Raw genomic sequence first — 13,779 nt, 5'->3', positions numbered from 1 at the left:
TGCCCGGAAGCAACAAAGGAGTGGTGCCGTCCATGGAATATGATCCCGATGCCGAAACTGCGGGCGAGTCGATCAAGATTCCGGTTCCGGCGGACGTGGCCGACGCGATCCGTACGCTGATCCGCTGGTCGGGCGACGATCCGGAACGGGAAGGGCTGGTGGAAACGCCCCAGCGCGTGGCGCGGGCGTGGAAGGAATATTGCCGCGGCTATGACGACGATCCGGCCTATCATCTTTCGCGCATCTTCCATGAAGTCGGCGGCTATGACGACATCGTGCTGTTGAAGGACATACCGTTCCAGTCGCACTGCGAGCACCATATGGCGCCCATCGTGGGCGTCGCGCACATCGCCTATCTGCCCGGCCAATATGTCGTCGGCATATCGAAGCTGGCGCGCGTGCTGCACGCCTTCGCCCACCGGCTTCAGGTGCAGGAACGGCTGACTTCGGAAGTCGCCAACTGCATCTGGGAACATCTGAAGCCCCAGGGCGTCGCGGTCGTGGTCGAGGCGACCCATGGCTGCATGACGGGCCGTGGCGTGCGCACGCCCAATGTCGTCATGAAGACCAGCCGCATGCTCGGCGTCTTCCGCGACGATGAGAAGAGCCGTGAAGAAGTGCTGAAGCTGATCGGATCGTGAGCGAAGAGGAAGCTCCCGCCTATCGGCCCCTCGGGGGCACTGGGAAGCGCGCCGAACAGGCGGGCGCACGGCCGCTGGCGCAAAAGCGGCTGGCGCTGGTGACGGGCGGTCATCGGCGGCTGGGCGGCATCATCGCCGCTGCCTTCGCGCGGGCAGGCTATTCGCTGGCGATCCATGGCAGCCACGATACCCGGCTCGATTCCCATCTGGCGCTGACGCTGGAGGAGAATGGGACCGAATGGGACGGCTTCACCGTCGATTTCAGCGATCCGGAAGGGGCGGAGGAACTGGTGGCGCTGGTCGCAGAGCGTTTCGGCCGTCCGCCCGATGTCCTGGTCAACAGCGCGGCGATCTTCGGCCAGGATCGGCTCGACAGCGTCAATGCCGACGACCTGATGCGCCATTATGCGGTCAATTGCGCCGCGCCCACCTTGCTCACCAAGTCCTTTGCCACCATTCCGGCCGGCACAGGCGACCGGTGCATCGTCAATATACTGGATCAGCGGATCGACCATCCGCATGGCGACCAATTGGCCTATACCTTGTCGAAGATGGCGCTGGCGGGGCTGACGCGGCTGTCCGCATCCACCCTGGCGCCGCAGATCAGGGTCAATGCGGTCGCCCCCGGACTCACCATCGCGACGCCCGATTATGACGAAGGCCAAATGGAAAGGCTGTCCGCGATGATGCCGCTGGCGCGTCTGCCGCAGGCGGAGCAGATTGCCGAAGCCGTGCTGTATCTGGCGGGCGCCAGTGCGGTGACGGGTCAGACGCTCTATATCGATGGCGGCGCGCATCTGCGCAGCTATGACCGGGACTTCATGCATCTGTGCCGATAGCGGCTGCGAAGATGCGGCTTGCCGGGGCTGGCCAAGGGCCGTCGCGCTGCATAGAGCGGATCGCAATGGGTCAATGAAGGGAGACGGCAATGGCATATGAAACGATCCTGGTGGAACAGCGCGATGCGGTGACGCTGGTCACGCTCAACCGCCCGCAGGCGTTGAATGCGCTGAACAGCCAGGTGCTGAGGGATCTGGGCGAGGTCTTTGCTGCCTATGATGCCGATCCGTCGCAGCGTTGCCTGGTCCTGACCGGCAGCGAGAAGGCCTTTGCCGCCGGCGCCGACATCAAGGAAATGGTGGAGAAGGATTCGGCGGACTTCTTCCTGGAGGATTTCTTCTCCGGCTGGCAGAGCAAGGTCGTCGCCACCCGCAAGCCGTGGATTGCGGCGGTCGCCGGCTTCGCGCTGGGCGGCGGATGCGAGCTGGCGATGATGGCGGATTTCATCCTGGCCGCCGACACCGCGAAATTCGGCCAGCCCGAAATAAAGCTGGGCGTCGCGCCGGGCATGGGCGGATCGCAACGCCTGACCCGCGCCGTCGGCAAGGCGAAGGCGATGGAAATGTGCCTGACCGGCCGCATGATGGGCGCCGAAGAAGCGGAAAGCGCCGGTCTGGTCGCGCGGATCGTTCCGGCGGCTGATCTGCTGGAGGACGCGCTCAAGACGGCCGCGACCATAGCGGGGATGCCGCCCATGGCCGCGATGGTGAACAAGGAAATGGTCAATCTGGCTTTCGAGACCGGGCTGGCTCAGGGCATCCTGACCGAACGCCGCCTGTTCCAGATCCTGACCGCGACCGAGGACAAGAAGGAAGGCATGGAAGCCTTCGTCGCCAAGCGTCCGGGGGTTTGGAAAGGCCGCTGATTGGTAAGCGGGTGGAGGCTGATGATAGCCGATTCAGGACATTCCCCTCCCGTAAACGGGAGGGGTTAGGGGTGGGCGCGAGCGTAGCGAGCTTCTGACTTAGCCGTTGCAAAACAGCGCAGATGCCGCGCCAGCCCACCCCCTAACCCCCTCCCGCCTGCGGGAGGGGGAATGTCCGCAATCCACCCATTTACGAGACGCTTGGAGATGGAAACCCCTTACTTCCCCTCCAACATCTCGATCATCAGCGAAAAGTCGCGCCCCGCTTCACCCTGATTGGCGAGCAGCTGGTAAAGCGACTCCGCCGCATTTCCCATCGGCACGCTCGCTCCGACCGAAGCGGCGGCTTCCGTCGCCAGCTTCAAATCCTTCAGCATCAGCCCCACGGCGAAACCGCCCTGATAGCCATTGTCCGACGGGCTTTGCGGCCCGACGCCCGGCACCGGGCAATAGCTGGTCATGGACCAGCTTTGCCCCGACGATACGCTGGAAATATCGTAGAAGGTCTGCGGGTCGAGGCCCAGCTTCTTCGCCATGGCGAAGGTCTCGCAGGTCGCCACCATGGTCGCGCCCAGCAGCATGTTGTTGCAGATCTTGGCGGCCTGACCATTGCCCGCGCCGCCGGCATGGATCACCGCCTTGCCCATGGCCGACAGGATCGGCCTGGCCCGGCCGAAAGCCTGGTCCGAGCCGCCGACCATGAAGGTCAGCGTACCGCCATTGGCCGCCGCGATGCCGCCTGAAACGGGTGCATCGACCATCTCGAAGCCCTTGCCCGCAGCGGCTTCCTCCACCCGGCGCGCCGTCGCGACGTCAATGGTCGAACAGTCGAGGAACAGCGCATCCGCCTTGGCCGCTCCGAAGACCTCGCCTGTATAGACGGCTTCCACATGCTTTCCCGCTGGCAGCATCGTGACCACCGCATCGGCGCCTGAGACCGCCTCCGCCGCGCTGGCGCAGCGCACGGCGCCCGCTTCGGCCGCCTTGGCCAGCGCCTCTTCCGAAAGGTCGAAGGCCCGCACGGCAAAGCCGTTCTTCAGCAGATTTGCGGCCATCCCACCGCCCATATTGCCCAGGCCGATGAAGGCGATGGTCTGGCTCATTTCAGGCACTCCTCTAGAGCGATTTCATGTCAGATAGGCCATCTGACGGCTTGGAAATCACGGAAAACAAAGCATGTTCAGCCGCGCAGTTCGGGCAGCGGCGTCCATTCCCTTTCCGGCGGCAAGGGCGCGAACAGGCTGTCCACCAGCTCGTCCGTCACATCCTCCGGCCGCGCGGGATTCCATCGCGGCGCATTGTCCTTGTCGAAGATCACCGCGCGCACGCCCTCCACGAAATCGGGACGGCGGATGACATGATGGCCGATGCGATATTCGTTGCGCATATTGTCGGCAAAATCGGTGAAGGCAGCGCCCTCGACCATCTGGCGCAGCGCCACCTTGATCGTCTGCGGCGATTTGGTGGCGAGCGTCGCCAGTTGCTCGCGCGCCCAGTCCGATCCGTCGGCTTCCAATGCAGCCAGAATATCCTCGAAGCGGTCCGAAGCGAACAGCCGGTCGATCTCCTCCCGATGCGCTTGCCAGGCCGATGGCGGCGGCGCATCGGCCATTTCGTCCAGTATTTCCGCCAATCCGTCGGGATCGGCAATGATCCGCGCCTTGACGGCATCCAGCTTGTCCGACGCCATATAATGGGTTGCGATGCCGATGGCGGCGCAATCCGCGCCCTTGATCCGCGCGCCCGTCGTTGCCAGCCATGCTCCGGTTCGCCCCGGCATGCGCGGCAGGAACCAGCCGCCGCCCACATCGGGAAACAGCCCAATGCCCGTCTCCGGCATGGCATAGGTGGTCCGCTCTGTCGCCACGCGATAGCGCGCCGGATCGGAAATCCCCACGCCCCCGCCCATGACGATGCCATCGATGAAGGCAATAATCGGCTTTTCATAGACGAACAGCAGATGGTTCATCCGATATTCGGTGAAGAAGAATTGCTCGGCCTCCGAACAGTCGCCCCTGGCGCTGTCGGCGATCATGGCGATGTCCCCGCCCGCGCAGAAACCGCGCCCTTCGGCATGATCCAGCATCACCGCAACGACGCTCTCATCCTCCCGCCAGGCCAGCAGCGCATCAATGATCGCGCCGCACATTTCGGTGGTCAGCGCATGGATCGCCTTGGGCCGGTTCAGCCTTATCCGCCCCACGCCATTGTCGACGGAAATCAGCACCTGATCGGTCATAAAATCTCCTGCGCATTCTCTCTCGGGCTTAGGGCCGCAGCATGTCGCGGGCGATGATCATGCGCATCACCTGATTGGTGCCTTCCAGGATCGAATGCACGCGCAGATCGCGCCAGAAGCGCTCGATCGGATAGTCCATCAGATAGCCATAGCCGCCATGCAGTTGCAGCGCCCGGTCGACCACCGACGATCCGGTGTCGGTCGCCAGCCGCTTGGCCATGGCGGCGAAGCGCGTCTTGTCCGGCGCATTCTCCGTCACCTTGACCGCCGCCGCATAGAGCAGCGTACGGGCGGCCTGAAGCTCTGTCTCCATATCCGCCAGCGTGAACTGCGTGTTCTGGAAATCCGCGATGCTCTGCCCGAACTGCTTGCGATCCTTGGTGTAAGTGAGCGCTTCGTCGATGCAGCGCTGCGCTCCGCCCAGCGAGCAGGCGCCGATGTTGAGCCGCCCGCCGTCCAGCCCCATCATCGCGATGCGAAAGCCTTCGCCTTCGCCGCCGACCAGATTCTCGACCGGAACCTGCACGCCGTCGAAATTGACCTGAGCCGTCGGCTGCGAATGCCAGCCGAGCTTGCGTTCCTGCGCGCCGAAGCTGACGCCGGGCATGTCCTTCTCGATGACGAGGCAGGATATGCCCTTCGGCCCGTCGTCGCCGGTACGGACCATGACGACATAGATTTCATTCTCCCCGCCGCCGGAGATGAACTGCTTGGAGCCGGTGACGACATAATGATCGCCTTGCCTGATCGCCCGCGTCTTGAGCGCCGCCGCGTCGGACCCCGATCCCGCTTCGGTCAGGCAATAGCTGCCGATCCGCTCCATCGGCACCATGGAGGGCAGATATTTGTCCTTCACGGCCTGCGATCCGAACCGGTCGATCATCCAGGCGGCCATATTGTGGATCGAGATGAACGCGCTGGTCGACGGACAGCCATAGGCCATCGCCTCCATGACCAGCGCCGCCTCCAGCCGCCCAAGGCCGATGCCGCCCGATTCCTCCGACACATAGATGCCGCCGAAGCCCAGTTCCGCCGCGGCGCGGATGGTGTCGCGGGGGAAGATATGCTTTTCGTCCCACTCCGCCGCAAAAGGGGTGATCGCATCGGCGGTGAACCGGCGCGCCATCTCCTGAATGGCCAACTGGTCCTCGGTGAGATCGAACTGGCTCACAAACTCTCCTGACGTTCGCTTTGGGTTGCTTCTAGATACGATGCGGAATTGCACGCAACAACGCAGTTCTGCATAGCATTGCAGCGATTTTGCAGATTTGGCGAGTGATGAATGTTCGATTGGGACGATCTCAGGGTCTTTCTGGCGGTGGCGCGCACGCGAAAGATCGCGCCCGCCGCGCGAGCCCTGGGGATCGATGCGACGACCATAGCGCGGCGGCTTGCCCGGCTGGAGAAGGCGCTGGGGCCCGAACTGTTCGAAGTGGGGGCGGGGGAGCGCACGCTGACCGCCCATGGCCAGGCGTTGCTGAGCCATGCCGAAAGCATCGAGAGCGCAGCGCTCGCCGCGATGGAGGAGGCCACCGGGCGGGAGCATCATCTGAACGGCCAGGTGCGCCTTTCGGTGGCCGAGGGTTTTGGCACCTGGGTGCTGGCGCCGGGGCTTGCCGACTTCGCCAGGCGCCATCCCGCCATCAGGCTGGACCTCATCACCGCATCCGGTTTCCTCAATCCGTCCAAGAGGGAGGCCGACATGGCGGTCATGCTGGCCCGGCCGCAGCGGGGGCGGCTGTCGGTTCGCCGGATGGGCGATTACCGGCTGCACCTTTATGCCGCGCCCCACTATCTGGCGGAGGCGGGCGTGCCCGAAGGCACCGCTGACCTGCGCGATCATGTGCTGATCGGCTATGTGCCGGAATTCATCTTCTCGCCCGAACTCGACTATCTGGACGAGGTGGAGGCGGGGCTGGAAGCCAGTCTGCGCGCCACCAGCATCAATATGCAGCATCGCATGATCGCGGAAGGGGCGGGGATCGGCGTGCTGCCTGATTTCATCGCGGGCGGCGATCCTTCGCTGGTGCCGGTGATGGCCGGCGAGGTGGAGATCATGCGCAGTTTCTGGCTGGTGACGCATGGCGACCTTAAGAAGCTGCCCCGCATCGCGGCCGTGGCGCTATGGTTGCAGGAGCGTATCGAAACCCTGAAAAGCGCCGCCGAGGTCGACCAGACGACGGGAAATCGCCTCTAGGCCATATCGACGCGGCCCGTCGGGGCCGCTAAGGGAGTCGGCATGACAGTGAAATGGTCGCAGTTCGCTCATGCAGCATAAGTCCAAGCGCAGCCGGGCGATGGCCCTGCCCAACAGCGAGTTTCGTACCCGGGCGACCGAATATCTGGATTTCCTGGCCGCCTGGGTGAAGAAACCGCGCCAGACCGCATCCGTGGTGCCCAGCAGCCGTTATCTCGCGCGGTTGATGGTCGCGCATATCGATCCGGAGGATGGCCGGGTAATCGAACTGGGCGGCGGCACGGGCGTCTTCACGCGAGCGATCCTGGGCACCGGCCTTCCCCCGGACAAGCTGGAGGTGGTGGAGATCAACCCAGCCTTTGCGCGCGGGCTGCGGCGTCATTTTCCCCATGTTTCGGTGCTGGAGACTCCGGCGCAGATCGTTTCCACCGCAACCGCCGGAGAGGCCGGGGAATATCAGACGGTCATCAGCGGCTTGCCCCTGCTGGCGATGGATCGGCAGATGCATGCCGACATTCTTTCCGAAAGCTTCCGCATGCTGCGGCCGGGCGGCGCCTTCATCCAGTTCACTTATTCCATGCGTCCGCCCGTGAGCCGGGAGATTCTCGACGCGCTCGGCCTGGAGGTCGTCAGGGCTGGCCAGACCGTCCGCAACTTCCCGCCCGCCACGGTCTTCCGCTTTTTCCGCAAGGGCGAATAGACTGCGGTTGCGCCGCGCGGGCGGCACCCTATCTTTGCGCTTCAGAAAAAAGGGGGCACTGCCGCGCATGGCGTCCATCATCACCGTTTCGGGCCTGACCAAAAGCTATGCTTCGGGTTTCCAGGCGCTCAGGGGCGTCGACCTGGAGATCGAGGAGGGCGAGATATTCGCGCTGCTTGGGCCGAATGGCGCCGGCAAGACCACCATGATCTCCATCATTTGCGGCAATGTCCGGCCGACGGGCGGCAGCGTCACCGTCGCCGGGCATGACATCGTCCGCGACTATCGCGGATCGCGTTCCGCCATCGGCCTGGTGCCGCAGGAACTGCATACCGATGCGTTCGAAAGGGTGATCGACACGGTCACCTTCTCTCGCGGATTGTTCGGCAAGCCGCGCAACGACGCCTATATCGAGAAGATCCTGCGCGACCTGTCGCTCTGGGACAAGCGCCACAGCAAGATATTGGAGCTGTCGGGTGGCATGAAGCGCCGTGTGATGATCGCCAAGGCGCTGTCGCACGAACCGCGGGTGCTGTTCCTGGACGAGCCGACCGCCGGGGTGGACGTCGAACTGCGCCGGGACATGTGGAAGCTGATCGGGGAACTGCGCCAGACCGGCGTCACCATCATCCTCACCACCCATTATATCGAGGAAGCGGAGGAAATGGCCGACCGGGTCGGCGTCATCAACAGGGGCGAACTGGTGCTGGTGGAGGAAAAGACCGCCCTCATGAAGAAGCTCGGCAAGAAGACGCTGACCATCGTGCTGGCGGAACCGCTGTCCGCCGTGCCGCCGGAGCTTGGCGAATGGCAGGTCGCGCTGAAGGCGGACGGCCATGAGATCGAATATGTGTTCGACACCCAGGCGGAACGGACCGGCGTATCGTCGCTGCTGCGCAAGCTGGGCGATCTTGGCATCGGCTATAAGGACCTCAATACCGAGCAGAGCAGCCTGGAGGATATTTTCGTCTCCCTGGTCCATCGGGAGAAGGCGGCATGAGCGGGTTCAATTATCGGGCCATATGGGCGATCTATAAGTTCGAACTGCATCGCTTCCGCCGCACGCTGCTGACCGGGCTGCTGGTGCCGGTGATCACCACCTCGCTCTATTTCGTGGTGTTCGGCGGCGCGATCGGTTCGCGCATGACGCAGATCGACGGGATACCCTATGCGGCCTTCATCGTGCCCGGCCTGATCATGATGTCGATGTTCACCGAAAGCATCTTCAACGCCAGCTTCGGCATCTATATGCCCAAATTCACCGGCACCATCTATGAACTGCTGTCGGCGCCGGTATCGGCGGTGGAGACGATCATCGCCTATGTCGGCGCGGCGGCGACCAAATCCCTGATCGTCGGCACCATCATCTTCGTGACCGCGCATCTGTTCGTGGACATCCGGGTCGCCCATCCGCTCGCGATGGTCGCCTTCATGGTGCTGATCGCGGTCAGCTTCTGCCTGTTCGGCTTCATATTGGGGATATGGGCGCAGAGTTTCGAGCAGTTGCAGGTGATCCCGCTACTGCTGATCATGCCGATGACCTTTCTGGGCGGCGCCTTCTATTCGATCCACATGCTGGCGGAGCCGTGGCGGACGATCACGCTGTTCAACCCGATCGTCTATCTGATCTCCGGTTTCCGCTGGACCTTCTTCGGGCGGGGCGATGTGGGCATCGAGTTCAGCCTGCTGTTCGTTGCGGCCATGCTGGCGCTTTGCCTTGCCATCATCGGCTGGATGTTCCGGACGGGCTATCGCCTCAAGAAATAAGGCGCAAGGCGTCCGGGTCCGGCTACAAACCTTGCTCCTGTGTAGGCAGGGGCCCGGTCCTGCCGTTCGAACCGGATTCCTTTCCGCGCAGGATGCCCCTAGAGCAGATTCCGATCCGATTGCATCGGCTCGACTGCTCTAGGTCTTTGTTTTGTCGCGCTTTCCGAGTCAGCAGCTGATTTCATCTGCTTGGAAAAGCGCTAGCTCAACCGGTCGATGGCCTCGGCATCCAGGCCGCCGGGGATGACCATGATAGGGCAGGGCAGCTTGCCCGCGTCGGCGCCCGCGAAGTGCGAGACGAGGACGCCGGGGTGCCCGCTGGCGGCGGCCCCCAGCACCAATGCCGCGACATCGTCCATCTCCTCCAGCGTGTGGCGCACGACCGTCACCGGATCGCCCTGCCGGACGGTGATGCTGGGGCGGATGCCGGACTCGTCGGTCAGCGTGCCCGCCGCGCTCGTCACCAGCGCTTCGGCCCGTTGCAGGGCTTCATCCTCCATCGTCGCCTGCACGCCGCCCCATTGGACGAACTCGGCGGGAGGGATGAGGGCCAGGATGCGGATCGCGCCCGCCGTCTTGGCGGCGCGCCGCGCAGCGAAACGAAGCGCCGTCTCCGCCTCCGGCGATTCGTCCACGACAACCAGATATGTCCGCATCTGCCGCGTCCTTACAGGGTAACGACCTTTTGGTCTTCATCGTCACAGGCGCCGGCTGAACCCATATGGTTAGCCGTGAACCAGAGTGGTGAAATGTGGCCGATTATCGGCGGGTGCGCAAGGCTTGGCCTTGACCGTTCCGGCCAAAGCGCCGAAACGAACTTCATTGCCCCATGCCCGATAAAGATGAGAGGCCTTCCACCCATGAGCAAGACGATCCAGATGCCGGCCCTTTCCCCGACCATGGAAGAAGGGACGCTGGCAAAGTGGCTGGTGAAGGAGGGCGATGCCGTCTCCTCCGGCGACCTGCTCGCAGAGATCGAGACCGACAAGGCGACGATGGAATTCGAAGCCGTCGATGAAGGCATAGTGGCCAAGATACTGGTGGCCGAAGGGGCGGAGGGCGTGAAGGTGGGCACGGTCATCGCCATCATCGCGGAGGAGGGCGAGGATGTATCGCAGGCCGCTGCTGGAAATGCCGCGCCCAAGGCGGCTGCTCCCGCAGAGAGTGCAGAGAGTCCTGCGCCCAAGGCCGACCCCGTTCCCGCCAAAGCGCCCGCACCTGCCGCCAAGGCTGATCCCGCGCCGGCCCAGGGGACCGATGGCAGGGTGAAGGCCAGCCCGCTCGCTCGCCGTCTGGCCGAGGCCAAGGGGCTCGATCTTGCCGCCGTCACCGGTTCCGGCCCCAATGGCCGCATCGTGAAAGCGGACCTCGACGGTGCTGCGCCGGCCGCCAAGGCCGCTGCTCCGGCGCCTGCCTCCGCGCCTGCGGCCGCACCCGCCGCCGCTCCGGCTGCGGCGCAGGACTTCGGCATCCCGCATGAGGTCATCAAGCTCAGCGGCATGCGCAAGACGATCGCGCGCCGCCTGACCGAATCCAAGCAGCAGGTGCCCCATATCTACCTGACCGTGGACGTTCGGCTCGACAAGCTGTTGAAGCTGCGCGGAGAACTCAATGCCGGCCTTGGTTCGCGAGGCGTCAAGCTGTCGGTGAATGACCTGCTGATCAAGGCGCTGGGCGTCGCGCTGGTCCAGGTGCCGGAATGCAATGTGCAGTTCGCCGGCGACCAGATGCTGAAATTCCAGCGCGCCGACATTTCGGTCGCCGTGTCGATTCCCGGCGGGCTCATCACGCCGATCGTGACCGAAGCGGACAGCAAGGGCGTCGCCGCCATCTCGACCGCGATGAAGGATCTCGCCAGCCGCGCCAAGGACGGCAAGCTGAAGCCGGAGGAGTATCAGGGCGGCACGGCCTCGCTCTCCAACATGGGCATGTTCGGCATCAAGCAGTTCGAGGCCGTCATCAACCCGCCGCAGGGCATGATCATGGCCATCGGCGCGGGCGAGAAGCGGCCCTATGTCATCGACGACGCCCTCCAGATCGCGACGGTCATGTCGGCCACCGGCAGCTTCGACCATCGCGCCATTGACGGCGCCGACGGCGCCCGCTTGATGCAGGTCTTCAGGGAGCTGGTCGAAAATCCGATCGGCCTGCTGGCCTGATGAGCCGGATGGACGAGCAGCCGCCGGCAGACCACCCGGCGGTGCGCGTCATCGCGATGCCCGCCGACACCAATCCCTATGGGGATATTTTCGGCGGCTGGTTGATGAGCCTGATGGATTCCGCGGCGGGTTCCGTCGCCGCCAGACACAGCCATGGCCGTGCCGTGACCATCGCGGTGGAGGGCATGACTTTCCTGCGCCCGGTCGTTGTGGGCGATGAGGTGTCGGTGTTTGCGACGCTGAAATCGGTCGGGCGCACGTCCATGAAGATCGACGTGGAAGCATGGCGCCGTGCCCGGCACGACGACCGCAGCTATCGCGTCACCCGCGCGACCTTCACATTCGTGGCGATCGGTGAGGATCGCCAGCCCCGTTCCGTGCCGCCCTTGGCGGACCAAGACTAGAGAGACCGATATGGCTGAGAATTACGACCTCATCGTTCTGGGCTCCGGCCCCGGCGGCTATGTGGCCGCGATCCGCGCCGCCCAACTGGGCCTGAAGACCGCCATTGTCGAGCGGGAGAATCTGGGCGGCATCTGCCTCAACTGGGGCTGCATTCCGACCAAGGCGTTGCTGCGTTCCGCGGAAATCTACCATTATATGCAGCATGCCGGGGACTATGGACTGGCGGCCGATAAGATCAGCGCCGACATCGCGGCGGTGGTGAAGCGTTCGCGCGGCGTCGCCAAGCAACTGAACCAGGGCGTCACGCACCTGATGAAGAAGAACAAGATCGCCGTTCATATGGGCGAGGGCAAGCTGACCGGGAAGGGCAGGCTCAGCGTCACCAGGGACGGCAAGACGGAGGAACTGACGGCGAAGAACATCATCGTCGCCACCGGTGCGCGGGCGCGCGACCTGCCGGGCAGCCCGGCCGACGGCAAGCGCGTCTGGACCTATCGCCACGCCATGACCCCGCCGGAAATGCCGGGCAAGCTGCTGGTCATCGGATCGGGCGCGATCGGCATCGAGTTCGCCAGCTTCTACAATGACATGGGCGCCGACGTGACCGTGGTCGAGATGATGGACCGCATCGTGCCGGTCGAGGATGCGGATGTTTCCGCCTTTCTCGAAAAGGCGCTGAAGAAGCAGGGCATGACCATCCTGACCGGTGCCGGCGTCAGCGACATCCAGGTCGGCGCCAATGGCGTCAAGGCGAAGCTGAAGGACAAGGCGGGCAAGGAGAGCGTCGCCGAATTCAGCCACATGATCGTCGCCATCGGCATCGTCCCCAATACGGAGAATATCGGCCTCAAGGAACTGGGCGTCGCCATGGACGAGCGCGGTTTCCTGAAGACCGACGCGATGTGCCGCACCAATGTCGACGGCCTCTGGGCGATCGGTGACATCACTGCCCCGCCGTGGCTGGCGCACAAGGCGAGCCATGAGGGCGTGATCGCGGCGGAAGCCATTGCCGGCAAGCATCCCCATGCCATGGACCCGCGCAATATTCCGGGCTGCACCTATTGCCATCCGCAGATCGCCTCCGTTGGCCTGACTGAAGCCAAGGCGAAGGAAGCCGGCTATGAGGTGAAGGTCGGCATGTTCCCCTTCATCGGCAATGGCAAGGCCATCGCGCTGGGCGAGGCGGAAGGCTTCACCAAGACGGTGTTCGATGCCAAGACCGGCGAGTTGCTTGGCGCGCATATGGTCGGTGCGGAAGTGACCGAGATGATCCAGGGCTATACCATCGGCAAGACGCTGGAGACGACCGAGGCGGAACTGATGCACACCGTCTTCCCGCATCCGACCATCTCGGAATCGATGCATGAAAGCGTGCTCGCCGCTTATGGGCGCGCACTCCATATCTGATCGGCGCAAAGCCGTGGCTAAAGGCGCGGGGGCGTTTGTCCTCGCGCTTTTTTGCGTCCTGGGGATTGCGCTGGTCCAGCGGCAGGGATGGCTGGATGGGCTGAATGCCGGGTTGATGGGAATGGCGGGGCGCGCGCGGGACAGCGGCGCCGGAACCATCGTCACCTGGATCATGCAACTGGCGTCGGCCGTGGGCGGTACGGCCGGGCGCTTCGCTCTGCTGGGCGCCTGCTTCGTCGCGCTTTGGCGGATGGCGCGTGCGCGTGCCCTCTGGCTGTTCTGGGTGGCGTTCGGCGGGACATTGCTCAACCTGGCGCTCAAGCAGATATTTGCCGCGCCCCGGCCCGATCTGTTGCCGCATCTTGACCTGGTGAACAGCTATAGTTTTCCAAGCGGCCATGCGGCGGGAAACATGGTCTTCTTCGGGGCACTGGCCATGCTGGGCGGGGGGCGCTCCGCCTATGTCGCCATGGGACTGGCGATTGCGCTGATCGGGATCAGCCGGGTCTGGCTGGGCGTGCATTGGCCGAGCGACGTGCTGGCGGGTTGGATCGAAGGA

General features: G+C 64.1%; 14 protein-coding genes and 1 pseudogene. 11 read left to right on the top strand and 4 right to left on the bottom strand.

Going from position 1 to position 13,779, the window contains the following annotated elements; genetic code table 11:
• The first annotated feature begins 32 nt into the window (after positions 1-32).
• The 3 genes from folE to EWH10_RS10885 all read left to right on the top strand — a co-directional run bounded on the left by folE (position 33) and on the right by EWH10_RS10885 (position 2,346).
• Positions 33-641: a GTP cyclohydrolase I FolE gene (folE, locus tag EWH10_RS10895; RefSeq protein WP_025550994.1), complete on the top strand. Its 609-nt coding sequence runs from the start codon at positions 33-35 to the stop codon at positions 639-641.
• Positions 638-1,480, top strand: coding sequence for an SDR family oxidoreductase (locus EWH10_RS10890; protein ID WP_025550996.1), 843 nt, complete (start codon positions 638-640; stop codon positions 1,478-1,480). Before folE ends, EWH10_RS10890 begins: the two co-directional genes overlap by 4 nt.
• 89 nt (positions 1,481-1,569) lie before the next feature.
• Positions 1,570-2,346: an enoyl-CoA hydratase-related protein gene (locus EWH10_RS10885; protein ID WP_044662467.1), complete on the top strand. Its 777-nt coding sequence runs from the start codon at positions 1,570-1,572 to the stop codon at positions 2,344-2,346.
• A 218-nt stretch (positions 2,347-2,564) separates the two neighbouring features.
• On the opposite strand, the gene mmsB is transcribed toward EWH10_RS10885, so the two are convergent.
• From mmsB to EWH10_RS10870, 3 genes are all read right to left on the bottom strand, one after another.
• Positions 2,565-3,449 carry a 3-hydroxyisobutyrate dehydrogenase gene (gene mmsB / locus EWH10_RS10880; RefSeq protein ID WP_044662466.1) on the bottom strand — a complete coding sequence of 295 codons (885 nt, stop codon included), beginning with the start codon at positions 3,447-3,449 and terminating at the stop codon, positions 2,565-2,567.
• A gap of 77 nt (positions 3,450-3,526) precedes the next feature.
• Positions 3,527-4,585 (bottom strand): enoyl-CoA hydratase/isomerase family protein, encoded by a 1,059-nt coding sequence (locus EWH10_RS10875; RefSeq protein WP_044662465.1) that lies wholly within the window; start codon positions 4,583-4,585, stop codon positions 3,527-3,529.
• A 28-nt stretch (positions 4,586-4,613) separates the two neighbouring features.
• Entirely contained in the window at positions 4,614-5,756 is a 1,143-nt protein-coding gene (locus tag EWH10_RS10870; protein ID WP_076605705.1) for an acyl-CoA dehydrogenase family protein, read from the bottom strand.
• A 111-nt stretch (positions 5,757-5,867) separates the two neighbouring features.
• Between EWH10_RS10870 and EWH10_RS10865 the strand changes: the two genes are divergently transcribed.
• The 4 genes from EWH10_RS10865 (at position 5,868) to EWH10_RS10850 (ending at position 9,249) form a co-directional block, all read left to right on the top strand.
• On the top strand, positions 5,868-6,782 hold the full coding sequence (locus EWH10_RS10865) for a LysR family transcriptional regulator (RefSeq protein ID WP_044662464.1): 915 nt from the start codon (positions 5,868-5,870) through the stop codon (positions 6,780-6,782).
• Positions 6,783-6,852: 70 nt separating this feature from the next.
• Entirely contained in the window at positions 6,853-7,482 is a 630-nt protein-coding gene (locus tag EWH10_RS10860; protein ID WP_044662463.1) for a class I SAM-dependent methyltransferase, read from the top strand.
• A 67-nt stretch (positions 7,483-7,549) separates the two neighbouring features.
• Entirely contained in the window at positions 7,550-8,482 is a 933-nt protein-coding gene (locus EWH10_RS10855) for an ABC transporter ATP-binding protein (protein WP_061938889.1), read from the top strand.
• Positions 8,479-9,249 (top strand): ABC transporter permease, encoded by a 771-nt coding sequence (locus tag EWH10_RS10850; protein WP_044662461.1) that lies wholly within the window; start codon positions 8,479-8,481, stop codon positions 9,247-9,249. The genes EWH10_RS10855 and EWH10_RS10850 overlap by 4 nt, the downstream gene beginning before the upstream one ends.
• A gap of 200 nt (positions 9,250-9,449) precedes the next feature.
• Here EWH10_RS10850 and EWH10_RS10845 read toward each other — a convergent pair whose 3' ends face one another.
• Positions 9,450-9,905 carry a universal stress protein gene (locus tag EWH10_RS10845; protein WP_025549169.1) on the bottom strand — a complete coding sequence of 152 codons (456 nt, stop codon included), beginning with the start codon at positions 9,903-9,905 and terminating at the stop codon, positions 9,450-9,452.
• 204 nt (positions 9,906-10,109) lie between these two features.
• Here EWH10_RS10845 and EWH10_RS10840 point away from each other — a divergent pair, with 204 nt between their 5' ends.
• From EWH10_RS10840 to EWH10_RS10825, 4 genes and pseudogenes are all read left to right on the top strand, one after another.
• The gene (locus EWH10_RS10840) at positions 10,110-11,408 is read left to right on the top strand and encodes a pyruvate dehydrogenase complex dihydrolipoamide acetyltransferase (protein WP_044662460.1); all 1,299 of its coding nucleotides are present in this window, start codon (positions 10,110-10,112) and stop codon (positions 11,406-11,408) included.
• Positions 11,408-11,812: an acyl-CoA thioesterase gene (locus tag EWH10_RS10835; RefSeq protein ID WP_025549171.1), complete on the top strand. Its 405-nt coding sequence runs from the start codon at positions 11,408-11,410 to the stop codon at positions 11,810-11,812. Before EWH10_RS10840 ends, EWH10_RS10835 begins: the two co-directional genes overlap by 1 nt.
• Before the next feature lie 10 nt (positions 11,813-11,822).
• Entirely contained in the window at positions 11,823-13,220 is a 1,398-nt protein-coding gene (gene lpdA / locus EWH10_RS10830; RefSeq protein WP_044662459.1) for a dihydrolipoyl dehydrogenase, read from the top strand.
• Positions 13,177-13,758 (top strand): annotated as a pseudogene (locus tag EWH10_RS10825) (phosphatase PAP2 family protein); the annotation flags it as partial. The gene lpdA and the pseudogene EWH10_RS10825, both read left to right, overlap by 44 nt.
• Positions 13,759-13,779: the final 21 nt, after the last annotated feature.

Origin of the sequence: Sphingobium fuliginis (assembly GCF_004152845.1) — a bacterium.
GTDB classification, from domain to species: domain Bacteria; phylum Pseudomonadota; class Alphaproteobacteria; order Sphingomonadales; family Sphingomonadaceae; genus Sphingobium; species Sphingobium fuliginis.
Note: the sequence above shows the minus strand (reverse complement) of the source record. Positions and strands in the feature narration are given on the sequence as shown.

What these genes read in the sequence shown, in the direction of transcription:
- folE (WP_025550994.1), top strand. Translation starts at nt 33, where the DNA reads ATGGAATATGATCCCGATGCCGAAACTGCGGGCGAGTCGATCAAGATT.
- EWH10_RS10885 (WP_044662467.1), top strand. Translation starts at nt 1,570, where the DNA reads ATGGCATATGAAACGATCCTGGTGGAACAGCGCGATGCGGTGACGCTG.
- mmsB (WP_044662466.1), bottom strand. Translation starts at nt 3,449, where the DNA reads ATGAGCCAGACCATCGCCTTCATCGGCCTGGGCAATATGGGCGGTGGG.
- EWH10_RS10875 (WP_044662465.1), bottom strand. Translation starts at nt 4,585, where the DNA reads ATGACCGATCAGGTGCTGATTTCCGTCGACAATGGCGTGGGGCGGATA.
- EWH10_RS10865 (WP_044662464.1), top strand. Translation starts at nt 5,868, where the DNA reads ATGTTCGATTGGGACGATCTCAGGGTCTTTCTGGCGGTGGCGCGCACG.
- EWH10_RS10860 (WP_044662463.1), top strand. Translation starts at nt 6,853, where the DNA reads ATGCAGCATAAGTCCAAGCGCAGCCGGGCGATGGCCCTGCCCAACAGC.
- EWH10_RS10855 (WP_061938889.1), top strand. Translation starts at nt 7,550, where the DNA reads ATGGCGTCCATCATCACCGTTTCGGGCCTGACCAAAAGCTATGCTTCG.
- EWH10_RS10850 (WP_044662461.1), top strand. Translation starts at nt 8,479, where the DNA reads ATGAGCGGGTTCAATTATCGGGCCATATGGGCGATCTATAAGTTCGAA.
- EWH10_RS10845 (WP_025549169.1), bottom strand. Translation starts at nt 9,905, where the DNA reads ATGCGGACATATCTGGTTGTCGTGGACGAATCGCCGGAGGCGGAGACG.
- EWH10_RS10840 (WP_044662460.1), top strand. Translation starts at nt 10,110, where the DNA reads ATGAGCAAGACGATCCAGATGCCGGCCCTTTCCCCGACCATGGAAGAA.
- EWH10_RS10835 (WP_025549171.1), top strand. Translation starts at nt 11,408, where the DNA reads ATGAGCCGGATGGACGAGCAGCCGCCGGCAGACCACCCGGCGGTGCGC.
- lpdA (WP_044662459.1), top strand. Translation starts at nt 11,823, where the DNA reads ATGGCTGAGAATTACGACCTCATCGTTCTGGGCTCCGGCCCCGGCGGC.